Origin of the sequence: Roseateles saccharophilus, from assembly GCF_004342485.1 — a bacterium.
In the GTDB taxonomy this organism is placed as follows: domain Bacteria; phylum Pseudomonadota; class Gammaproteobacteria; order Burkholderiales; family Burkholderiaceae_C; genus Pelomonas; species Pelomonas saccharophila.
On the sequence record NZ_SMBU01000018.1, the window covers coordinates 31,654 to 51,889 of the forward strand.

The following is a 20,236-nucleotide window of genomic DNA, read 5'->3' on the forward strand; positions in this document are numbered from 1 at the left end:
GAGACGACGATGTGCGTGGTGTGCGGATGCGCCGAAGCCGGCGACGGAACGAAGAAGGCCGATGGGCATGATCACGACCATGTCCATGTGGACCCAGAACATGGCGACCTGCATTTCGGCGCCGGTGCGGCGCGCGTGTCGGTGCCGGGCCTGAGCCAGGCTCGCACCGTCAAGCTGGAGGCCGACATCCTCGGCGAGAACCGTCGCATCGCGCAGCAGAACCGCCGCCATTTCGAGGCCCACGGCGTGACGGCGTTGAATCTGCTGTCCAGCCCCGGCTCGGGCAAGACCACGCTGCTGTGCGCCACCATCGAGGCGCTGAGCCGGCGCGCGCCCGGTGTCGACGTGGCCGTCATCGAGGGCGACCAGCAGACCAGCTTCGACGCCGATCGCATCCGCGCCACCGGCGCGCCGGCCGTCCAGGTCAACACCGGCAAGGGCTGCCACCTGGATGCGCCCATGGTGGCCGAGGCCTTCGGCCAGCTGCACAGCCACGACCACCACCATCATCATCACCACGGCCCTGGCGAGGCCCCGGGCAGCCTGCTTTTCATCGAGAACGTCGGCAACCTCGTCTGCCCCGCGCTGTGGGACCTGGGCGAGGCGGCCAAGGTGGTCGTGCTGTCGGTGACCGAGGGCGAGGACAAGCCGCTGAAATACCCCGACATGTTCGCCGCCGCCGAGCTGATGCTGCTGAACAAGGTCGACCTGCTGCCGCATCTGCGCTTCGACGTGCAGCGCTGCATCGCCGCGGCCCGCCAGGTCAACCCGGCACTACAGGTCATCCAGCTGTCGGCCACCAGCGGCGAGGGCATGGACGAATGGCTCGCCTGGCTGCTGGAGCGCGCCGCGCCCGACCAGGGTCAGGCCGCGCTGCGCGCCCGCGTGGCGGCGCTGGAAGCCGAACTGGCCCAGGCCCGCGCTGCGCTGGAGGACTGATGCCACCCGTGCTCGCCTTCGGTGCCTGGCTGAAGAACGCGGCCTGCCTGCTGGCCGACGGCCGGGCGCAGTGGTCGCCCGTGCACGGCGACCTGGGCGACCCCGAGGCCTGCCGCGCGCTGGACGCCTCGGTGCACCAGCTGGCCGCGCAGTCGCCGCGGCGCGTCGCGGCGCTGGCCCACGACCTGCACCCCGACTTCTTCAGCACCCGGCTCGCGCAGCAGCTGGCCGAGGCCTGGGGCCTGCCGGCCGTGGCCGTGCAGCATCACCATGCCCATATCGGCGTCGTCATGGCCGACCATGGCATCGAGGAGCCCGTCGTCGGCCTCGCTCTGGACGGCGTGGGCCTGGGCACGGACGGCACGGCCTGGGGCGGCGAGCTGCTGTGGGTGGCGCCCGGCGAGTGGCGCCGCATGGGCGGGCTGTGGCCGCTGCAGCTGCCCGGTGGTGATGTCGCCGCGCGCGAGCCCTGGCGCATGGCCGCCGCCGCACTACAGGCCCTGGGGCGCGGCAGCGAGATCGAGGCGCGCTTCGGTCCCGTCGTCGGCACCACCGCCGCGCGCGGTGTGCAGCGCATGCTGGCGGCGGGCCTGAACTGCCCCGTCACCAGCAGCACCGGGCGCTGGTTCGACGCGGCGGCAGGCGCGCTGGCATTGAGTGTGCGCCAGGCCCACGAGGCCGAGGCGGCCATCGCGCTGGAGAAGCAGGCGGTGCAGTACCTCGTCAGTGCCGACGTGCGGCCCCGTGACGGCCTCGTCGATGCCCAGGCCCTGCAGCACCTGGACCTGCGCCCGCTGCTGCCCCGGCTGTTTGACGCGGCCGGCCCCGGCGTGGCCGAGGCGGCGGCCTGGTTCCATGTTTCGCTGGCCCGCGCGCTGGCCGACTGGGCCGCCGCCGCCGCCCGCGAGACAGCGGCCCGCGCCGTCTGCCTGGGCGGCGGCTGCTTCTTCAACCAGGTGCTGACCAGCCATGTCGTCGAGCGCCTGGCCGCCCACGGCCTGCGCGTGCTGGTGCCCCGCTCCACCAACTGCGGCGATGCCGGCTTGGCTCTGGGCCAGGCCTGGGTCGCCGCGCGCCAACTGGCAACCGAGACCGTTCCATGTGCCTAGCCATTCCCACCCGCCTGATCGAGATCCGCCCGGGCGCCCAGGCCCTCGTCGAGCTTGGCGGCATCCGCAAGGAAATATCCATCGCCCTCGTGCCACAGGCCGTCGTCGGCGACTACGTCATCGTCCACGTCGGCCATGCCATCGGCCAGATCGACCCGGAGGAGGCCGAACGCACGCTGCGGATGTTCGGCGAGCTGACGGCCCAGGAGGGCCTGTGACATGAAATACATCGATGAGTTCCGCGACGGCGACATCGCCCGCAAGATCGCCAAGCGGCTGCAGGCCGAGGCGCTGCCCGGGCGGCGGTACAGCTTCATGGAGTTCTGCGGCGGCCACACGCACGCGATCTCGCGCTACGGCGTGGCCGAGCTGCTGCCCGCCAATGTGCGCATGGTGCATGGCCCCGGTTGCCCGGTCTGCGTGCTGCCCATAGGCCGCATCGACCTCGCCATCCGGCTCGCGCTGGAGCAGGGCGCCATCGTCTGCACCTATGGCGACACCATGCGCGTGCCGGCGTCGGACGGCCTCTCGCTGGTGAAGGCCAAGGCGCGCGGCGGCGACATCCGCATGGTCTATTCGGCGGCCGACGCGCTGCAGATCGCGCGCCAGAACCCGCAGCGCGAGGTGGTGTTCTTCGCCATCGGCTTCGAGACGACGACGCCGCCCACCGCGCTCGCGATCCGCACCGCCGAGCGCGAGGGCCTGGCCAACTTCAGCGTGCTGTGCTGCCATGTGCTGACGCCCTCGGCCATCACACACATCCTCGAAAGCCCCGAGGTGCGCCAGTACGGCACGGTGCCGCTGGACGGCTTCGTCGGCCCGGCGCATGTGAGCATCGTCATCGGCTCGGCGCCTTACGAGCATTTCGCCGAGGAGTACCGCAAGCCGGTCGTCATCGCCGGCTTCGAGCCGCTGGACGTGATGCAGGCGGTGCTGATGCTGGTGCGCCAGGTCAACGAGGGGCGGGCGGAGGTCGAGAACGAGTTCACCCGCGCCGTCACGCCCGAGGGCAACCTCACCGCCCAGGCCCTGGTGTCCGAGGTCTTCGAGCTGCGCACCAGCTTCGAGTGGCGCGGCCTGGGCGAGGTGCCCTACAGCGCGCTGAAGATCCGCCCCGGCTTTGCCGCCTTCGACGCCGAGCGGCGCTTCGAGCTGGGCTACCGCTCGGTGGCCGACAACAAGGCCTGCGAATGCGGCGCCATCCTGCGCGGCGTGAAGAAGCCGACCGACTGCAAGATATTCGGCACCGTCTGCACGCCCGAGAACCCGGTGGGCTCCTGCATGGTGTCGTCCGAGGGTGCCTGCGCGGCGCATTACTCCTACGGCCGTTTCCGTGACATTCCGGTTCGCGTGGAGGTGACCGCATGACGAGCATTCGCAAGGACTACACGCGGCCCTTAGATGTCAGGAACGGCCGCGTCGACATGGGCCATGGCGCCGGCGGTCGCGCGGCGGCACAGCTGATCGAGGAGCTGTTCGTCAAGGCCTTCGACAACCCCTACCTGCGCCAGGGCAACGACGGCGCGGCGCTGGACATCCCGGCCGGCCACCGCCTCGTGATGGCGACCGACGCCCATGTCGTGTCGCCGCTGTTCTTCCCGGGCGGCGATGTGGGTTGCCTGAGCGTGCACGGCACCGTCAACGATGTGGCGATGTGCGGGGCCCGGCCGCTCTACCTGACGGCGAGCTTCATCCTGGAGGAGGGCTTCCCGCTGGCCGAGCTGAAGCGCATCGTCGAGTCCATGGCCGCGGCGGCGCGCGAGGCCGGCGTGCCGGTCGTCACCGGCGACACCAAGGTGGTCGAGAAGGGCAAGGGCGATGGCGTGTTCATCAGCACGACCGGCCTGGGCGTGGTGCCGCCGGGCGTGGACGTCGGCGGCGCCAATGCCAGGCCGGGCGACGTCGTGCTGCTGTCCGGCACTATCGGCGAGCACGGCGTGGCGGTGCTGTCGCAGCGCGAGTCGCTGGAGTTCGAGACCACCATCGCCTCCGACACGGCGGCCCTGCACGGGCTGGTGGCGGCCATGCTGGACGCGGCGCCGGGCGGCGTGCGCGTGCTGCGCGACCCGACGCGCGGCGGCCTGGCCACGACGCTGAACGAGATCGCGCGCCAGTCCGGCGTGGGCATGCTGCTGGACGAGGCCGCCATCCCCGTGCTGCCGCAGGTGGATGCGGCCTGCGAGCTGCTGGGGCTGGACCCGCTCTATGTCGCCAACGAGGGCAAGCTCGTCGCCGTCTGCGCGCCCGAGGCCGCCGAGGCCGTGCTGGCCGCGATGCGCGGCCATCCGCGTGGCGCGGCGGCGGTGCGTATCGGCAGCGTCACCGAGGACCCGCACCACTTCGTGCAGATGGCCACGCGCTTCGGTGGTCGCCGCGTGGTGGACTGGCTCAGCGGCGAGCAGCTGCCGCGCATCTGCTAAGACCATGGCCCTGCGCATCCTGCTGCTGTGCCACAGCTTCAACAGCCTCACGCAGAGGCTGTTCGTCGAGCTCGGCGCGCTGGGCCATGAGCTGTCGGTCGAGTTCGATATCGCGGATCGCGTCACCGAGGAGGCGGTCGAGCTGTTCCGCCCGCAGCTCGTCGTCGCGCCTTTTTTGAAGCGGCGCATCCCGGCCTCGGTGTGGGAGCGCGTGACTTGCCTCGTCGTCCACCCCGGCCCGCCGGGCGACCGCGGGCCTTCGGCGCTGGACTGGGCCGTGCTGGAAGGGAGCGCGGACTGGGGCGTCACGGTGCTGCAGGCCAACGACGAGTTCGACGCCGGCCCGGTCTGGGAGCATGCCCGCGTGGCGATGCGCGCTGCAGCCAAGGGCAGCCTCTACCGCGGCGAGGTGGCCGAGGCGGCCGTGCAGGCCGTGCTGCGCGCGGTGGTGCGCTTCGCGGCGGGCGGCGCGGGCGAAGTGCCAGTCGGCAGCACATGGCGGCCGGCGATGCCGCAGTCCGCGCGCCGCGTCGATTGGCAGAGTGACCCGACGGCCCGCGTGCTCGCCAAGCTGCGCAGCGCCGATGGCCAGCCCGGTGTCGCCGACGAGCTGTTCGGCCAGCCCTGCCACATCGGCGACGGCCACGCGGCCAGCGCGGCGCTGCTGGCCACACTGCCGCCGGGTGCGCCGGGCGAGCTGCTGGCCCGGCGCGACGACGCGCTGCTGCGCCGCACCGTGAACGGCGCCGTCTGGATCGGCCAGGCACGCGCCGCGGCGGCCTGCGGCGACGGCCCGGCCTTCAAGCTGCCGGCCGCGCTGGCTTTCGCCGCCCAGGCCGGGGCGCTGCCGGAACTGCCTGCGCCGCTGGAGCGGCCGGACGACGAATGGGGCGAGCTGCGCTATAGCGAGTTCGGCCCGGCGGATGCGCGCGTGGGCTGCCTGTCCTTCGACTTCCACAACGGCGCGATGTCCACTGCGCAGTGCCAGCGCCTGCTGGCCGCGCTGCAGGAGGTCAAGCGCCGCGACACGCGCGTGCTGCTGCTGCTCGGCGGGCGCGACTTCTTCAGCAACGGCATCCACCTGAACAGCATCGAGGCCGCCGCGCACCGCCCGGGCGACAGCGCCGCCGACGAGTCCTGGCGCAATATCAACGCGATGGACGACGTGGCGCTGGAACTGATCACGACGACGGACCGCCTCACGGTGGCCGCGCTGCGCGGCAATGCCGGCGCCGGCGGCGCCTTCCTCGCGCTGGCCGCCGACGAGGTCTGGGCCCACCGCGGCGTGGTGTTGAACCCGCACTACAAGAACATGGGCAATCTCTACGGCTCGGAGTACTGGACCTATCTGCTGCCGCGCCGGCTGGGGGCGGACGGCGCGCGCGCGCTGATGCAACGGCGGCTGCCGCTCGGCGCCGCGGAGGCTGCCCGCATGGGCCTGATCGACGCTTGCGTCGATGCCGGTGCGGCCGCCTTCGAGGCCGCTGCCGTCAGCGGCGCGCAGGCCCTGGCGCTGTCGCACAATCTGGCGCAGCGCGTCGCCGCCAAGCAGGCCGCCCGCGCCGCCGACGAAGCCCGCCGCCCGCTCGCCGCCTACCGCCAGGACGAACTCTCCCGCATGCACCGCAACTTCTACGGCTTCGACCCCAGCTATCACGTGGCGCGCTACCACTTCGTCCACAAGCTGCCGCAGGCCTGGACGCCGCGGCATCTTGCGGTGCATCGAGAACTGCCGTGATCGCGACGCCGGACCTGCCCTGCGTGCTCGTCGTCGACGACGAGGTGCGCTCGCAAGACGCGATGCGCCGCACGCTGGACGAGGACTTCACGGTGCTGACCGCCAGCGGCGCCGACGAGGCCCGCGTGCACCTGGAGCGCCAGGACGTCAGCGTGATCCTGTGCGACCAGCGCATGCCGGGGCTGACCGGCGTGGCCTTCCTGAAGGAGGTGCGCGAGCGCTGGCCCGACACGGTGCGCATCGTCATCTCGGGCTACACCGACTCCGAGGACATCATCGCCGGCATCAACGACGCCGGCATCTACCAGTACATCCTCAAGCCCTGGATCCCCGCCCACCTGCTCGACACGGTGCGCAATGCCGCCGAGGCGCGCACGTTGCAGCGCGACATGCACCGGCTGGACCTGGAGCTGCGCACCAGCACGCCGGTGCTGCGCCAGCGCGCCGAGCGCAAGCTGGAGCGCGCCCGCGCCACCTTCGACTTCGACCGCATCGAGCGCCTGCCCGGCAGCCCGATGGACGCCATCTGCGCGCTGGCCGAGCGCATGGCGCGCGTGGACCTGAGCGTGCTGGTGCAGGGCGAGTCCGGCACCGGCAAGGAGCTGCTGGCGCGCGCCATGCACTACGCCAGCCCGCGCGCGGCCGGCGCCTTCGTCGTCGAGAACTGCGCGGCGCTGACCGACACCCTGCTGGAGTCCGAACTGTTCGGCCACAAGCGCGGCGCCTTCACGGGCGCCTTCGACGACCACGTCGGCCTGTTCCAGCGCGCCGACGGCGGCACCATCTTCCTGGACGAGATCGGCGAGACCTCGCCGGCCTTCCAGCTGCGCCTGCTGCGCGTGCTGCAGGAAGGGGAGGTGAGGCCCGTGGGCGCGACCCGCGTGGTGCCGGTGGACGTGCGCGTGATCGCCGCCACCCACCGCGACCTGGAGCAGCGCGTGCGCGAGGGCCTGTTCCGCGAGGACCTCTACTACCGCATCGCCTGCGTCACGCTGACCATGCCGCCGCTGCGCGAACGCAGCGGCGACATCGCCCCCATCGCGCGCCGCCTGCTGGCCGACGTGGCGCCCGCGCTGGGCCGCAGCGAGGCGCGCCTAGGCGACGACGCGCTGGCCGCGCTGCTGGCCTATCCCTGGCCCGGCAATATCCGCGAGCTGCGCAACGAGATCTCGCGCGCCGTCGCGCTGAGCGATGGCGACGGCATCGGCGCCGCGGCCTTTTCGTCGCGCGTGCTGCAGGGCCAGGCCGGGCGCTGCGTGCAGGCCCAGTCGGCGGCGCTGCCGCTGAGTGGCACCCTGGTCGAGCGCCTCGACGCCGTGGAGGCCATGCTGCTGCGCGAGACCCTGCTGCGCCACCGCTGGAACAAGACCCGGGCCGCGCTGGAGCTGGGCCTGTCGCGCGTGGGCCTGCGCGGCAAGATGAAGCGCTTCGGCCTGGAGGACTGACCATGACGACGAAGCCGGCCTTCAATGTGCTGTGGCTGCAGTCCGGTGGCTGCGGCGGCTGCAGCATGTCGCTGCTGTGCGCCGACACGACCGACTTCCACGGCCAGTTGCGCGATGCCGGGATCAACTTGTTGTGGCACCCGTCGCTGTCGCTGGAGACGGGCGGCAGCGTCGTCGCACTGCTGAACGATGTGCTCGAAGGCCGTGTGCGGCTGGACGCGCTGTGCGTGGAGGGTGCGCTGCTGCGTGGCCCCAACGGCACGGGGCGCTTCCATGTGCTGGCCGGTACCGGCCTGCCGATGATCCACTGGGTGCAGCGCCTGGCCGAGTGGGCCGGCGTCGTCGCGGCCATCGGCAGCTGCGCGGCCTGGGGCGGCGTGACGGCCGGCGGCGCCAACCCGACCGATGCCTGCGGCCTGCAGTACGAGGACGAGCGCATCGGCGGCCTGCTGGGCGCGGGCTTCCGCTCACGCGCGGGCCTGCCGGTGGTGAACGTGGCCGGTTGCCCGACGCACCCGGGCTGGGTCATCGACACGCTGATGGCCCTGGCCGCGGGTGAGCTCGGTGCCGACGCGCTGGATGCCTTGGGCCGGCCGCGCCTGTATGCCGACCAGCTCGTGCACCACGGTTGCACCCGCAACGAGTTCTACGAGTTCAAGGCCAGCGCCGAAAAGCCGTCCGACCTGGGTTGCATGATGGAGCACATGGGCTGCAAGGGCACCCAGGTGCATGCCGACTGCAACACGCGGCTGTGGAACGGCGAGGGCTCGTGCACGCGCGGCGGCTATGCCTGCATCGCCTGCACCGAGCCGGGCTTCCAGGAGCCCGGCCATCCCTTCCACCAGACGCCCAAGATCGCCGGCATCCCTATCGGCCTGCCCACCGACATGCCCAAGGCCTGGTTCGTCGCGCTGGCCTCGCTGTCCAAGTCGGCCACGCCCAAGCGCGTGAAGCTCAACGCGACGGCCGACCACCGCGTCGTCACGCCGGCCATCCGCAAGACAAGACTGAAATGACTCGCCTGATCGTCGGCCCCTTCAACCGCGTCGAAGGCGACCTCGAGGTCACGCTGGACGTGGCCGAGGGCCGTGTGCGCGCCGCGCATGTGAATTCGCCGATGTACCGTGGCTTCGAGCAGATCCTGCAGGGCAAGGCGCCGCACGACGCGCTGGTCTATGTGCCGCGCATCTGCGGCATCTGCTCGGTGTCGCAGTCGGTGGCGGCGGCGCATGCGCTGGCCGACCTGTCCGGCGTGGCCATGCCGGCCAATGGCCGCCACGTCACCAACACCATCCTGGCCATCGAGAACCTGGCCGACCACCTGACCCACTTCTACCTGTTCTTCATGCCCGACTTCGCCCGCGCCGCCTACGCTGGCCGGCCCTGGCATGCCGATGCGGTGGCGCGCTTCCTGCCCGAGCGCGGCGAGCAGCTGCGCAAGGCCATCGCCGCGCGCCAGCGCTGGTTCGAGCTGCTGGGCACGCTGGCCGGCAAATGGCCGCACACCCAGAGCCTGGAGCCGGGCGGCTCGTCGCGCGCGGTCGAGTCCTCGGAGCGCACGCGGCTGCTGGCGCGGGTGCGCGAGTTCCGCGGCTTTCTGGAGCGCGAGCTGTTCGGCGGCACGCCGCTGGAAGCCTTCGATGCGCTGGCCGACGAGGCGGCGCTGTGGGCCTGGCATGCCCGCGAGCCCGCGCGCGGCGACTTCCGGCTCTTCCTCAGCGCCATGCTGGACCCGGCGCTCGCCGCACTGGGCCCCGGCCCGGGCCGCTACCTCAGCTATGGTGCCTACCCGCGCCCCGAGGGCGGCCACGCTTTTGCCGCCGGCGTGTGGGACGCTGCGCTGGCGCAGCTGCGGCCGCTGGACACCACGGCCATCACGGAGGACGCCACGCACGCCTGGCTGCAGGACGGCGGCGGCCCACGCCATCCGCGCGTGGGCCTGACCGAGCCCGAGGCCGACAAGCCCGGCGCCTACACCTGGAACAAGGCGCCGCGCCTGGCCGGCCAGGTCGTCGAGACCGGCGCCATCGCCCGCCAGCTCGCGGCCGGCCATGCGCTGGTGCATGACGCGGTGCGCCGCCACGGTGGCTGCGTGTTCACGCGCGTGCTGACGCGCGTGCTGGAGCTGGCGCGCGTGCTGCCGCTCATCGAGGCCTGGCTGCAGGCGTTGCAGCCGGGGCAGGCCTATTGCGAGAACGCGCCGCTGCCGCAGGAGGGCGACGGCAGGGGCCTGAACGAGGCTGCGCGCGGCGCGCTGGGGCATTGGGTGTCGGTGCGCGGCGGGCGCATCGCCAACTACCAGATCGTGGCTCCCACGAGCTGGAACTTCTCGCCGCGCGACGCCGCCGGCACGCCCGGCGCGCTGGAGCAGGCCCTGGTGGGCGCGCCGGTGCAGGACGGCGAGGACACGCCGGTGGCCGTGCAGCACATCGTGCGCTCCTTCGACCCCTGCATGGTCTGCACCGTGCACTGACCTGACCACCATGCCGCCGCGCCCCCGTCTCGACACCCAGCCCCCCGAGCCGCCCCCCCAGGGCATGGACGACGCCGCCTGGGTCGACGTGATCCAGAAGATGGACGAGGTCTATTCCCAGCTCGTCACCGACGAGATCGAGCTGGAGAAGAAGAACGCCGAGCTGGAGCAGTCGCAGCAGTTCATCTTCAGCGTGCTGTCGGCGATGTCCGACGTGCTGGTGGTCTGCGATGCGCAGGGCCTGATCGAGGAGACCAATGCCGCGCTGTGCGAGCTGGTGGGGCGCAGCGAGCAGCAACTGCGCGGCACCTCGCTCTACGACCTGCTGGCCGACCCGGCCAGCGAGGCGCGTGCCCGCGCCGTCATGGCCAACCGCAGCCCGACCCGGCGCGGCGAGTCCATCGAGCTCAACCTGCGCGGTGCCGGTGGCGAAGGCGTGCCGGTGGACGCCAACTGCACGCCCCGCTTCGCCGCCTCGCAGCGGCGCGTGGGCACCGTGCTGGTGGCGCGCCCGACGGCCGAGATCCGTCGCGCCTACCAGGAGCTGCGCAGCGCCCACGAGGCCCTCAAGCGCACCCAGCAGCAGCTGCTGCATTCCGAGAAGATGGCGTCGTTGGGCCGGCTGGTGGCCGGCGTGGCCCACGAGCTGAACAACCCCATCAGCTTCGTGCTGGGCAATGTGCATGCGCTCGGCCGCTACAGCGAGCGGCTGCGCGACTACATCCAGGCGGTGCACGAGGGCCGGACGCCGGCCGAGCTGCAGGCTCTGCGCACCCGGCTGCGCGTGCCACACATCCTGGACGACCTGCCCTCGCTGCTGGAGGGCACCATCGAAGGCGCCCAGCGCACGGCGGACATCGTCAACGGCCTGAAGCGCTTCTCGGCCGTGGACACCGAGAACCGCCAGGACGTGGACCTGAACAAGGTGGTGGACCGCTCCGTGCTGTGGATCAGCAAGGGCGCGTCGCGCGGCCTGCAGCTGCAGTGGCGGCCGGGCGAGCCCTGCATCGTCCGCGGCAACGCCGGCCAGTTGCAGCAGGTCGTCATGAACCTGCTGCAGAACGCGCTGGATGCCACGTCCGAGCGCCCGCAACAGGCACCGCAGGTGAGCATCGCCATCGACGCGACCGCCACGCACGTCCTGCTGCGGGTCGACGACAACGGGCCGGGCATCGCCGAGGCCGATCTGTCCCGCATCTTCGACCCCTTCTTCACGACCAAGCCGGTCGGCAAGGGCACGGGCCTGGGGCTGTCGATCAGCTACGGCATCGTCGAGCAGCATGGCGGCGTGCTGAGCGCCCGGAACCTGCCGGCGGGCGGCGCGCGGTTCGAGGTCAGCCTGCCCAGGTTGACGTCGCCGGTGAATCGGCCCGGGTTTCCCGGACATTCGTGAGCGGTTGCGTCGTCGTTGGGGGATCCCTTGCGGCTTCGGCGTCGCCACGCCACTGCGTTCAGCGCATGGCGCCGCAGGAGAAGCCGGGCGCCCCCGGGAGGGCTGGCGAATCCCTCAGTTCGGCCGGATGCTGCCGCCCAGGCTGCCCGGCGGATAGCTGTCGTTGAACAGCTGCCAGACCCGGCCCGTCTTCGCCGCCTGGCCGAAGGCCTGGCGCAGCGTGCGCCGGTCGGCCTCGCTGAGGCGCAGGCGCGACAGATAGACGCCGCTCTCCGACCAGCCCAACTCCTCCAGCGGTTCGCTGCGCACCTGCTTGAGCAGCGGCGCGAGATCGGGCTCGGTGATCAGCGTGCTGACGAAGATGGACGCCGTCATGACGCTGGCCTGGGCGATGCCCAGGCGCAGCGCGCGGGCCACGCCGGCCGCGTCGGCCTCCTCGACGAGGCGTTTCTGCTCGCGCAGCGTGGCCACCGCGCCGTCGTAGGCCGTGCCGAAGGAGAAGCCGCGCACGACGGCGAGCCTGTAGTCGGACCGGGCGACGAGCTCGGCCAGCGAGCGTGGCGCGGGCCGCTCGCGCGACAGCATCAGCAGGCTGGCACGCACCTGGATCAAGGGCACGAACTCGCCGTCCTGCTCGCGCGCCGGCGAGGCCGATGCGGGAATCAGCAGGTCGGCCTCGCCCGCCTCGAACATCTTCAGCAGCCGTGCCCGCGGCACGCGGCGGATCTGGAACTCGCAGCCCGCGCTGGCGGCCAGCTCGCGCAGCAGTGTCGGGTAGATGCCGCCGGCGCGTTCGCCGTCGAAGCTGACGCTCAGGCCGATGGGGGCCATCGGCACGTCGATGGATCGCTGGCAGCCGGCCTCGGCCCAGGCCGCGGTCAACCCGGCGATCGCGCACATGCCCCGCAAGCCTGATCGCAACATCGCGTTCATGCGCTTTGCCCCATGGTCTCCGGGTCAGCCCCGGGTTGTTTGCGGCCTATTGTGCGGCCGGCCGGCCGCGCGCTCGAGCAGCTCGAACAGCAGTTGCACCCCCACGGCCAGCGCGGCGGCCGGCAGCGCGCCGGCCAGCATCAGCGTGCTGTCGTTGACCGCGAGGCCTGCGACGATGCGCTCGCCCAGGCCGCCGGCGCCGACGAAGGCCGCCACCGTTGCCGTGCCCACGTTGGTGACGGCGGCGGTCTTCACGCCGGCCATCAGCGTCGGCAGGGCCAGCGGCAGCTCGATGGCGCGCAGCGTCTGCCCGCGCGTCAGGCCCAGGGCCTGGGCGGCCTGCCCGAGGCCGGCCGGCACGCCCTGCAGGCCGGCGTGGGTGTTGCGCACGATGGGCAGCAGCGCATAGACGAACAGGGCCAGCAGCGCCGGCACGAAGCCGATGCGGCCGACGAGGGCGATCAGGAAGGCCAGCAGGGCCAGCGAGGGCAGGGTCTGCAGCAGGCCCACGGCCGCCATCACCGGCGCGGCCAGACGCGGCAGCCGGTGGGCTGCGATGCCCAGCGGCACGGCCACCGCCACGGCCAGCAGCAGCGAGGCCAGCACCAGGGCCAGGTGCTGGGCGAGCAGCCGAGGCAGGTCGGGTGCCAGCAGCCGGGCCGGCAGGCCCTGGCGTGGCAGGGCCGCGGGCCCGGCCTGGCCGAGGAAGCCGTGCGCGACCTCCGCAAACGGGCGCCCCTCCAGCTCGGCCGCCGCATTGAGGCGGATCATGGTCGCCTCGGGCAGCCGGCCCGTGAGGCCGCGCAGCGGCTGCTCGTCCACCGTGGCGCGCATCAGCAGCACCGCGTCGTAGCGCGGGAAGAAGGCGCGGTCGTCCTTCAGCACGCGCACCGGCTGGCGCGCGAGCTGGGCGTCGGTCGTGTAGACGTCGATGAGGTCGACCTGGCCGCCCGCCAGCGCCGCATAGGCCAGGCCATGGTCCAGGCCGGCGCCGGGCGCGAGCCCGAGGCCGTAGGCGCGCTGCAGGGCCGGCCAGCCGTCGGCGCGGGCGATGAATTCGTGCGACAGGCCGGGTCGGAGCGCCGGGGCCTTGGCGGCGAGCTCTGAAATCGTCGTGATGCCCAAGCGCGCCGCGTCGGCCTCGCGCATGGCCAGCGCATAGCTGTTGTTGAAGCCCAGCGGCACGGCGGCCTTCAGGCCCAGGGGCGCGAGCCAGGCGTTGATCTGGGCCAGCGGTGCCTGCGCATCGGTTGTTGCGCTGCGCTTGAGCAGCTCGCGCACGATGGTGCCGGTGTACTCGGGGTAGACGTCGATCTGGCCCTCGCGCAGCGCGGCGGCCAGGATGGCCGTGTTGCCCAGGCCCTGGCGGTGCTCGGCGGCGATGCCCTGGGCGGCCAGTGTCTGCGTGACGATCTCGCCGAGCAGATAGCTCTCGGTGAAGCGCTTGGAGCCGACGGCCAGCGGCGCCGCCGTCAGCGGGCCGGCCAACAGCGCCAGCAGGAAGGCCGCGGCCCGTGCCGGCCAGAAGCTGCGGCGGGGGCGGAGGCCAGGGGAAGCATCGGCTTGCATGCCGCCCATGCTAGGGCAGGGGCGGCTTGTGCCGATCTGTCAACTCGTGGAAAGCGTGACATGGCGACCCCGTCGGTTCTCCCTAGAGTGGCCTCAACTTCATCCCACCTTCCTCCATGAACGATCGCAACCTCGTCCGCGGCCTCGTGCTCGCGGCCATCGCGCTGGGCTTCGGCCTGGGCGCGCTGCGTTATCCCATCAACGACTTCTCCCACGCCGGGCCCGGCCTGTTCCCGCTGCTGGTCAGCAGCCTGCTGGGCATCGTGGCGGTGGTGACCATCGTGCGCTCGCGCTTCGTCGCGCCAGTGCCGCTGGTCTTCAACCCGCGCAATATCGCGCTGCTGCTGACGGCGCTGTGCAGCTTCGCCCTCGTCAGCAAGCTGCTGCACAACATGGTGGCCGGCATCGTGCTGATGACCTTCATCGCCGGCTTCGCCGCCTCGACCCGCTCCTGGCGCCGCGACCTCAAGGTCGCCGCCTGCCTCGTCGCCATCGCCTTCGGCTTCCAGAAGCTGCTCGGCCTGAACCTGCCGCTGTACTGATGGACATCCTCCAGAACCTGGCTTTCGGTTTCGGCCATGCGCTGACGATGCAGAACCTGCTGTTCTGCGCCATCGGCTGCATCGTTGGCACGCTGGTGGGCCTGCTGCCCGGCCTCGGGCCGCTCGCCACCATCAGCCTGCTGCTGCCGTTGACCTACTCCATCCCCACCGGCGGGGCCCTCATCATGCTGGCCGGCATCTACTACGGCGCCCAGTACGGCGACTCGGTCAGCGCGATCACGATGAAGATCCCGCATGCCAGCTCCATCGTGGCCTGCATCGACGGCTACCAGCTGACGCTGAAGGGCCGCACCGGCCTGGCCCTGTTCACCGCCGGCATCTCCAGCTTCATCGGCGGCACGGTGGCCATCGTCGTGCTGGCCAGCCTGGCGCCGACGCTGGGCGAGGTGGCCCTGCTGTTCGGCCCGGCGGACTACTGCTCGCTGATCCTGCTCGGCTTCTTCTGCGTCAGCTTCGTCACCACGGGCAGCCTGCTCAACGGGCTGGCCATGTGCCTGGTGGGCGTGCTGCTGGGCTCGATCGGCACCGATGTGATCTCGGGCCAGCAGCGCTACACCTTCGACCTGCCCTTCCTGATGGACGGCGTGGGCCTGGTCAGTGTGGCCCTGGGCTGCTTCGGCATCGCCGAGATCACGAAGAACCTCGATGCCCGCGAGGAGCGCTCGCCCTTCAACGGCAAGATCCACCTGATGCCCAGCTGGGCCGAGTTCAAGCGCATCATCCCCAGCGCCCTGCGTGGCAGCGTGGTGGGCTCGGCGCTCGGCATCCTGCCCGGCGGCGGCCCGGTCATCGCGCAGTTCGCCGCCTATGCGCTGGACAAGAAGGTCAGCAAGTACAAGGACGAGATCGGCAGCGGCGCCATCGAGGGCGTGGCCGGCCAGGCCGCCGCCGACGAGGCCGCCGCGCGCACCAGCTTCATCCCGCTGATGAGCATCGGAATCCCCGAGAACCCGGTCATGGCGCTGATGATGGCCGCCTTCATCATCAAGGGCATCCAGCCCGGGCCCAACATGATCTCGGGCCACCCCGACCTGTTCTGGGGCCTGGTGGCCAGCATGTGGGTGGGCAATGTCTTCCTCGTCGTGCTTAACGTGCCGCTGGTGCGCTACTGGCTGTCGGTGTTCAAGATTCCCTATGCGGTGCTGTTCCCGGCCATCCTGTTCTTCTGCTGCATCGGCACCTTCAGCGTCAACAACAACCTGGACGACATCTTCACGACGGCCGCCTTCGGCCTGCTGGGCTATCTCTTCGTGCGCCTGGACATGGACGCCGCGCCGCTGATGCTGGGCTTCATCCTCGGCCCCATGCAGGAGGAATATTTCCGCCGCGCGCTGCTGCTGAGCCGCGGCAGCTTCATGACCTTCGTGACGCGGCCCATCAGCGGAGGGCTGCTGGCGCTGATCGGAGTCTTCGTGGTGTGGCAGTTGGTAGTGTTCTTCCGGGCACGGCGGCGCATTGCGCCGCCTGCGGTCACGGGCGCGGCGACCTGAGGCAGTCTCGATGCGCCGGTTGATGCGCTTGCTGGCGGGCACGGCGGGGGTGTTGGTCACGCTGCTTTTGCTGTCGCCGTGGCTGCTCTATGCGGCGATGCTCGCGAGCATCGAAGGGCGGCCGGCCAAGCCCGAACGGATGGTGCCGGCTACCGAGCAGGCCCGCATCTGGCGGTTGGCCGACGGTCAGGGCGAACTTCGCACTGAGCCGATGACCCCTTACGGCTTCGCCTGGGAACTGTTCGCGCCGACCGGGCAGCCCGCGCCCGGAGAGACGCTCGCGTACTGGGTGTCGCGCGACTTCCTGCAGGCGCAGCCGCACCGCAACATGCTGACGTGGCACCTGTCCAATGCCGCGCTCACGATCTGGCTCACACGGAACTGGACCGCCGAAGAGCTGGCGTCTGCCGTGGCCCCCATCGCCAGCAAGTGGCCATCGCCGAAGACGGACTCGGCGTCAGTGGTGCCACCGGCTCAGCTCTGAACGCGCAGCCGCGCGGCCAGGGCCTGCACCTCGGGTGGCACGCCCGCCGCACGGGCGTCGTCCAGATGGGCACGCAGCACGCGCCTCAGCGTCTCCGGCTGCGGCGCCAGCGGCCCGGCGAAGCGCACCTGCGTGTCGTCGGCGATCAGCAGCGTGGGGAAGGTCTCGATGTCCAGGTCACCGATCAGCTCGGCCTCGTCCTCGATGTCGATCCAGCGCACATGCAGGCCGGCCTGCGGCAGCTCGGCGCAGGTGGCCTCGAAAATTTGCTGGTAGGACTCGCAGGTGCGGCACCAGGCCGCGCAGAGGCAGGCGACATAAAGGGTCATGGGGCGGCATGGTGCCATGGCGGCCCGGCGGGTTCGCTCGGCACAGATCGCCGGACGGGTTGAGGGCTGCCTTGCTGGAGACTCCTTGAACACCCCTACGCTCCATCAAACGCCTGAGCAAGCCGCCCTTTCCGCCGCAACTGCGCCCTTCGGCGCGTTCACGGCGCCGGCATGATGCGGCCGCGAACCCGCTTCCTGGATCTGCCGTGATCTCCAGCATCAACAGCAACGCCCTGCTCAACTACCTGACCGCCCAGTCCCAGGACGATCCGTCCTCGACCAGCGGCGCGGGCGCGCAGGCGGCTGCCCTGCTGGCCAAGGCCCACGGCAATGCCCAGGGCCAGGTCGGCACGCTGTCGGCGGCGTCACTGCAGCGCGCGGCCGGCACGGCCAGGAACGCGGCGGCGGCCCAGGGCCTGGACGGCGCCCAGAAGACCCTGGCCACCGACCTGCGCGCGGCGCTGGCCAAGGCCGGCGTCAAGCTCGGTGGCGCGGTGGAGTTCTCGGTGAGCAGCGCCGGCGCGGTCGATGTCAAGGGCAGCGAAGCCGACAAGGCCGCGGTCAAGGCCATCCTGAACGCGGACACCGGCCAGCCCGGCTTCGCGAGCCGCATCGCCACGCAGGCGCGCGACGCGCTGAAGCTCTCGTCGACGATCCAGCAGAGTGCGGCCATCTCGCAGGCCGCCAGGCTTTCCAAAAGCTCGGGCGGCGTGATCTCGCTCTACACCTCGCTGATGCAGCAGGCCGGCTCGGCGAGTGTCGTGTTCTCGGTGTCGGCCGCGTCGAGTTCGTTGAGCTATCCCGGCTCGCTCGCGGCCAACGCCTGAGCCGCGCGCCGGATCAGAACGGCGGCGTGATCCCGGTGTAGTCGCCGATCTTGTAGGCGCTGTACGGGGCGTTCATCTGCGTCGCAGTCTTCGGATTGAAGCCCGAGCTGTTGATCGTCCCGTAGCTGGCCACGATCTCCAGGGCGGCATTCACCTCGATCACCTGGTTGTTGAACTGATCGCTGATCAGCGTGTTGCCGTTGGCCAGCCGCACCGCGCGGGTCGGCTGCGGCGTCGGGTTGCTGCCCGGGCGCAGGTTGGTGAGGTATTGCCACACGGGCCGGTCGCTGCCGTCGACCTCGACGACGCGGCTGTTGTTGGCGTCGGTGAGCAGCGTGTTGCCGTTCGGCAGCCGGCTGGCGAATGCCATGCCGCTGACGCTGCCCTGTGCCGAGAAGCTCGCGACGATCACGCTGGGCATCGCGTGGGTGACCTCGATGGCCCGGTTGTTGTTCTCGTCGGCGATCAGGATGTGGCCGTTGGCGAGCAGTTCGGCGGAGTTCGGGTTGTTCAGCTGGTTCGGGCCGGAACCCGCGACGCCGCTCTGCCCGTATTGCCACACGATGGCGTTGTCCGCGGGCCGCACCTCGATGATGCGTGAGTTGCCCTGGTCGGTGATCAGCACGTTCCCGTTCGGCAGGAAGGTGTTCTGCACCGGCGTGTTGAGCTGGTTGGGACCAAAGCCGGTGACGCCGAACTGGCCGTACTGCCAGACGATATGGTCGCCGGGGTCGACCAGGATCACGCGGTTGTCGGGGCAGCCGGACTTCTTGCAGTTTTTGGTGGCGCCGGCCGGAGTGCCGGTGCCCGCCATCAGCGTATAGACCCCGACGCGCTCGGCGTCGTTGACGCCGACGATGGCGCCGGCCGACGTGTTCCCCAGGCCGCTGCCGAAGCTCCAGACGATGGTTCCGGCCGGGTCGATCTCGATCACGCGGTTGTTGAACTGATCGGTGATCAGCAGATTGCCCGGCATGTTGAATTGCCCGCCCGCATTCGCGGGCGTGGCCGGCAGGGCTGCGAGGGCCGTCGCGGCGGCGAGGATCGCCGCGGGAAAGTCGGGCAAGGCGCGCCTTAGGGTGCGCATCAGGGCAGGCGAGTTCGTCATCACTCACTCCATGGGCTGGACCAAGATGGCGCGCCCCGCGCCTGGCGCGGGGCAGTTGTCGGCGGTGCGTACCTCTGCGCGTGCCAGGGGTTCAAATGCCCAATGAAAACCCTGCCGTCAGGTATGGCTTCAACGTGAGCTTCATCCGTCCTTTGCGCGGCGCCGGGCCGTTGCGTCAGGGTTCCAGACTCGGCGTATAACGGTTGTGCCTCACTTTGACCTGGTATCGCCATGGACAAGCGTAAGCACGGCGCCGCTGGGCTGGCCGCCAGCGTTGCTACCGCCGTGATGGCCGCTGGCTGCCTCGGGACGGGGGACGAGCCCAAGCCGGCCGCGCCCGTGGCCTACGGCGCTGGGGCGTCCATCTCGGTGAGCCTCACGCTGCTGAAGGCGGACGCTGAGGCCGGGCGCAGCGCCCCGATCGTCAACAACCATCAGGCCCAGGTTCGCTTCGCGCCCGAGGCGGAGGAGGTGCACTGTCGCGTGGAGCTGCCGTCCAGCTTCCCGTCGCTGGAGCCGGGGCGGACGAGCAACGCCTCGCTGATCTGCGACGCGGCGGTGAGCGTCGAGCGGGTCCAGCCCGGGTTCGAGCTGCTGGAAGACGGCAGGCTGGTGGGCAAGGGCGTGGTGATAGTGCCCTAACCCAGCGGCTGGCCGACGATGTGGCGCAGCACGCGCTCCTCCAGCTCCGCAAACCCTGCCGCCGCGCGCGAGCGCGGCCGGGCCAGCGACACCGTCGCATCCAGCGCGATGCCGCCGCGGTCGATGAGCAGCACGCGGTCGGCCAGGGCCACGGCCTCGGCGACGTCGTGGGTCACGAGCAGGGCCGTGAAGCCATGGTGGCGCCACAGCTGCTCGATGAGGCGGTGCATCTCCAGCCTCGTCAGCGCATCCAGCGCGCCGAGGGGCTCGTCAAGCAGCAGCAGGCGCGGGCGGTGCACCAGTGCGCGGGCCAGGGCCACGCGCTGGCGCTGGCCGCCGGAGAGCGTCGCGGGCCAGTCGCCGCCGCGGCCGGCCAGGCCGACCTGGACCAGGGCCTCCATCGCGCGCGGCTTCGCATCGGGGCCTGCGAGACCCATGGCCACGTTGTCGACGACGCGCTTCCACGGCAGCAGGCGCGCGTCCTGGAACATCAGCCGGCGTTCGTCCGCCGCGCCCGCCTCGACGAGGCCGGCCGTGGGCGTGTCCAGCCCGGCGATGAGGCGCAGCAGCGTGCTCTTGCCGCAGCCGCTGCGGCCCACCAGGGCGACGAACTCGCCCGGCGCGATGGCGAGGTCCAGGTCCTTCAGCACATGGCGCGGGCCGAAGGATTTGGCGACGCCGCGCAGCTTCAGCGCCAGGCCCTTCGGCGGTGTGGGCGCTTCATGCACGTGCTCGCGCGGCAGCACGGGCGCATCGAATTCGCTCAGCCACATC

At 71.3% G+C, this 20,236-nt stretch carries 20 protein-coding genes; 15 read left to right on the plus strand and 5 right to left on the minus strand.

Going from position 1 to position 20,236, the window contains the following annotated elements:
• Positions 1–9: 9 nt before the first annotated feature.
• Genes hypB through EV671_RS15380 form a run of 10 tightly spaced genes read left to right on the plus strand, consistent with a single transcriptional unit; the run spans position 10 to position 11,517 of the window.
• Positions 10–939 carry a hydrogenase nickel incorporation protein HypB gene (gene hypB, locus EV671_RS15335; protein WP_132573249.1) on the plus strand — a complete coding sequence of 310 codons (930 nt, stop codon included), beginning with the start codon at positions 10–12 and terminating at the stop codon, positions 937–939.
• Entirely contained in the window at positions 939–2,048 is a 1,110-nt protein-coding gene (locus tag EV671_RS15340) for a Kae1-like domain-containing protein (RefSeq protein WP_132573251.1), read from the plus strand. The genes hypB and EV671_RS15340 overlap by 1 nt, the downstream gene beginning before the upstream one ends.
• Complete coding sequence (locus EV671_RS15345; RefSeq protein WP_132573253.1) at positions 2,039–2,266, plus strand: HypC/HybG/HupF family hydrogenase formation chaperone; 228 nt, start codon at positions 2,039–2,041, stop codon at positions 2,264–2,266. The genes EV671_RS15340 and EV671_RS15345 overlap by 10 nt, the downstream gene beginning before the upstream one ends.
• A 1-nt stretch (position 2,267) precedes the next feature.
• Positions 2,268–3,416 carry a hydrogenase formation protein HypD gene (hypD, locus tag EV671_RS15350; protein ID WP_132573255.1) on the plus strand — a complete coding sequence of 383 codons (1,149 nt, stop codon included), beginning with the start codon at positions 2,268–2,270 and terminating at the stop codon, positions 3,414–3,416.
• Positions 3,413–4,468, plus strand: coding sequence for a hydrogenase expression/formation protein HypE (hypE, locus tag EV671_RS15355; protein WP_132573257.1), 1,056 nt, complete (start codon positions 3,413–3,415; stop codon positions 4,466–4,468). The genes hypD and hypE overlap by 4 nt, the downstream gene beginning before the upstream one ends.
• A gap of 4 nt (positions 4,469–4,472) precedes the next feature.
• Positions 4,473–6,206, plus strand: a complete 1,734-nt coding sequence (locus EV671_RS15360; RefSeq protein ID WP_132573259.1) for an enoyl-CoA hydratase-related protein — start codon at positions 4,473–4,475, stop codon at positions 6,204–6,206.
• A complete protein-coding gene (locus EV671_RS15365) occupies positions 6,203–7,651 on the plus strand; it encodes a sigma-54-dependent transcriptional regulator (protein ID WP_415840504.1) in 1,449 nt (482 codons plus the stop codon). The genes EV671_RS15360 and EV671_RS15365 overlap by 4 nt, the downstream gene beginning before the upstream one ends.
• Before the next feature lie 2 nt (positions 7,652–7,653).
• Positions 7,654–8,667 carry an NADH-quinone oxidoreductase subunit B family protein gene (locus tag EV671_RS15370; protein WP_132573261.1) on the plus strand — a complete coding sequence of 338 codons (1,014 nt, stop codon included), beginning with the start codon at positions 7,654–7,656 and terminating at the stop codon, positions 8,665–8,667.
• Positions 8,664–10,124 (plus strand): nickel-dependent hydrogenase large subunit, encoded by a 1,461-nt coding sequence (locus tag EV671_RS15375; protein ID WP_132573263.1) that lies wholly within the window; start codon positions 8,664–8,666, stop codon positions 10,122–10,124. The genes EV671_RS15370 and EV671_RS15375 overlap by 4 nt, the downstream gene beginning before the upstream one ends.
• Before the next feature lie 10 nt (positions 10,125–10,134).
• Entirely contained in the window at positions 10,135–11,517 is a 1,383-nt protein-coding gene (locus EV671_RS15380) for a sensor histidine kinase (RefSeq protein ID WP_132573265.1), read from the plus strand.
• A 114-nt stretch (positions 11,518–11,631) separates the two neighbouring features.
• On the opposite strand, the gene EV671_RS15385 is transcribed toward EV671_RS15380, so the two are convergent.
• Positions 11,632–12,417: a substrate-binding periplasmic protein gene (locus tag EV671_RS15385; RefSeq protein WP_165917586.1), complete on the minus strand. Its 786-nt coding sequence runs from the start codon at positions 12,415–12,417 to the stop codon at positions 11,632–11,634.
• Between the two features lie 57 nt (positions 12,418–12,474).
• Entirely contained in the window at positions 12,475–14,019 is a 1,545-nt protein-coding gene (locus tag EV671_RS15390; protein ID WP_132573269.1) for an ABC transporter permease/substrate-binding protein, read from the minus strand.
• A 116-nt stretch (positions 14,020–14,135) separates the two neighbouring features.
• Between EV671_RS15390 and EV671_RS15395 the strand changes: the two genes are divergently transcribed.
• Genes EV671_RS15395 through EV671_RS15405 form a run of 3 tightly spaced genes read left to right on the plus strand, consistent with a single transcriptional unit; the run spans position 14,136 to position 16,556 of the window.
• A complete protein-coding gene (locus tag EV671_RS15395) occupies positions 14,136–14,561 on the plus strand; it encodes a tripartite tricarboxylate transporter TctB family protein (RefSeq protein ID WP_132573271.1) in 426 nt (141 codons plus the stop codon).
• Positions 14,561–16,072, plus strand: a complete 1,512-nt coding sequence (locus tag EV671_RS15400; RefSeq protein ID WP_132573273.1) for a tripartite tricarboxylate transporter permease — start codon at positions 14,561–14,563, stop codon at positions 16,070–16,072. Before EV671_RS15395 ends, EV671_RS15400 begins: the two co-directional genes overlap by 1 nt.
• 10 nt (positions 16,073–16,082) lie before the next feature.
• Positions 16,083–16,556, plus strand: a complete 474-nt coding sequence (locus EV671_RS15405; protein ID WP_132573275.1) for a hypothetical protein — start codon at positions 16,083–16,085, stop codon at positions 16,554–16,556.
• Here EV671_RS15405 and EV671_RS15410 read toward each other — a convergent pair.
• Positions 16,547–16,885, minus strand: a complete 339-nt coding sequence (locus EV671_RS15410) for a thioredoxin domain-containing protein (protein WP_243655750.1) — start codon at positions 16,883–16,885, stop codon at positions 16,547–16,549. The two genes, EV671_RS15405 and EV671_RS15410, sit on opposite strands and share 10 nt — an antisense overlap.
• A gap of 206 nt (positions 16,886–17,091) precedes the next feature.
• On the opposite strand from EV671_RS15410, the gene EV671_RS15415 reads away from it, so the two are divergent.
• Entirely contained in the window at positions 17,092–17,712 is a 621-nt protein-coding gene (locus EV671_RS15415) for a hypothetical protein (RefSeq protein ID WP_132573279.1), read from the plus strand.
• 13 nt (positions 17,713–17,725) lie between these two features.
• On the opposite strand, the gene EV671_RS15420 is transcribed toward EV671_RS15415, so the two are convergent.
• Positions 17,726–18,820, minus strand: coding sequence for an NHL repeat-containing protein (locus EV671_RS15420; RefSeq protein WP_132573281.1), 1,095 nt, complete (start codon positions 18,818–18,820; stop codon positions 17,726–17,728).
• A 231-nt stretch (positions 18,821–19,051) separates the two neighbouring features.
• Between EV671_RS15420 and EV671_RS15425 the strand changes: the two genes are divergently transcribed.
• The gene (locus EV671_RS15425) at positions 19,052–19,462 is read left to right on the plus strand and encodes a hypothetical protein (protein WP_132573283.1); all 411 of its coding nucleotides are present in this window, start codon (positions 19,052–19,054) and stop codon (positions 19,460–19,462) included.
• Here EV671_RS15425 and EV671_RS15430 read toward each other — a convergent pair.
• Complete coding sequence (locus tag EV671_RS15430; protein WP_132573284.1) at positions 19,459–20,235, minus strand: ATP-binding cassette domain-containing protein; 777 nt, start codon at positions 20,233–20,235, stop codon at positions 19,459–19,461. The genes EV671_RS15425 and EV671_RS15430 overlap by 4 nt on opposite strands.
• Between the last annotated feature and the right edge of the window lies 1 nt (position 20,236).

What these genes read in the sequence shown, in the direction of transcription:
- hypB (WP_132573249.1), top strand. Translation starts at nt 10, where the DNA reads ATGTGCGTGGTGTGCGGATGCGCCGAAGCCGGCGACGGAACGAAGAAG.
- EV671_RS15340 (WP_132573251.1), top strand. Translation starts at nt 939, where the DNA reads ATGCCACCCGTGCTCGCCTTCGGTGCCTGGCTGAAGAACGCGGCCTGC.
- EV671_RS15345 (WP_132573253.1), top strand. Translation starts at nt 2,039, where the DNA reads ATGTGCCTAGCCATTCCCACCCGCCTGATCGAGATCCGCCCGGGCGCC.
- hypD (WP_132573255.1), top strand. Translation starts at nt 2,268, where the DNA reads ATGAAATACATCGATGAGTTCCGCGACGGCGACATCGCCCGCAAGATC.
- hypE (WP_132573257.1), top strand. Translation starts at nt 3,413, where the DNA reads ATGACGAGCATTCGCAAGGACTACACGCGGCCCTTAGATGTCAGGAAC.
- EV671_RS15360 (WP_132573259.1), top strand. Translation starts at nt 4,473, where the DNA reads ATGGCCCTGCGCATCCTGCTGCTGTGCCACAGCTTCAACAGCCTCACG.
- EV671_RS15370 (WP_132573261.1), top strand. Translation starts at nt 7,654, where the DNA reads ATGACGACGAAGCCGGCCTTCAATGTGCTGTGGCTGCAGTCCGGTGGC.
- EV671_RS15375 (WP_132573263.1), top strand. Translation starts at nt 8,664, where the DNA reads ATGACTCGCCTGATCGTCGGCCCCTTCAACCGCGTCGAAGGCGACCTC.
- EV671_RS15380 (WP_132573265.1), top strand. Translation starts at nt 10,135, where the DNA reads ATGCCGCCGCGCCCCCGTCTCGACACCCAGCCCCCCGAGCCGCCCCCC.
- EV671_RS15385 (WP_165917586.1), bottom strand. Translation starts at nt 12,417, where the DNA reads ATGTGCGCGATCGCCGGGTTGACCGCGGCCTGGGCCGAGGCCGGCTGC.
- EV671_RS15390 (WP_132573269.1), bottom strand. Translation starts at nt 14,019, where the DNA reads ATGCAAGCCGATGCTTCCCCTGGCCTCCGCCCCCGCCGCAGCTTCTGG.
- EV671_RS15395 (WP_132573271.1), top strand. Translation starts at nt 14,136, where the DNA reads ATGAACGATCGCAACCTCGTCCGCGGCCTCGTGCTCGCGGCCATCGCG.
- EV671_RS15400 (WP_132573273.1), top strand. Translation starts at nt 14,561, where the DNA reads ATGGACATCCTCCAGAACCTGGCTTTCGGTTTCGGCCATGCGCTGACG.
- EV671_RS15405 (WP_132573275.1), top strand. Translation starts at nt 16,083, where the DNA reads ATGCGCCGGTTGATGCGCTTGCTGGCGGGCACGGCGGGGGTGTTGGTC.
- EV671_RS15410 (WP_243655750.1), bottom strand. Translation starts at nt 16,885, where the DNA reads ATGACCCTTTATGTCGCCTGCCTCTGCGCGGCCTGGTGCCGCACCTGC.
- EV671_RS15420 (WP_132573281.1), bottom strand. Translation starts at nt 18,820, where the DNA reads ATGACGAACTCGCCTGCCCTGATGCGCACCCTAAGGCGCGCCTTGCCC.
- EV671_RS15425 (WP_132573283.1), top strand. Translation starts at nt 19,052, where the DNA reads ATGGACAAGCGTAAGCACGGCGCCGCTGGGCTGGCCGCCAGCGTTGCT.
- EV671_RS15430 (WP_132573284.1), bottom strand. Translation starts at nt 20,235, where the DNA reads ATGTGGCTGAGCGAATTCGATGCGCCCGTGCTGCCGCGCGAGCACGTG.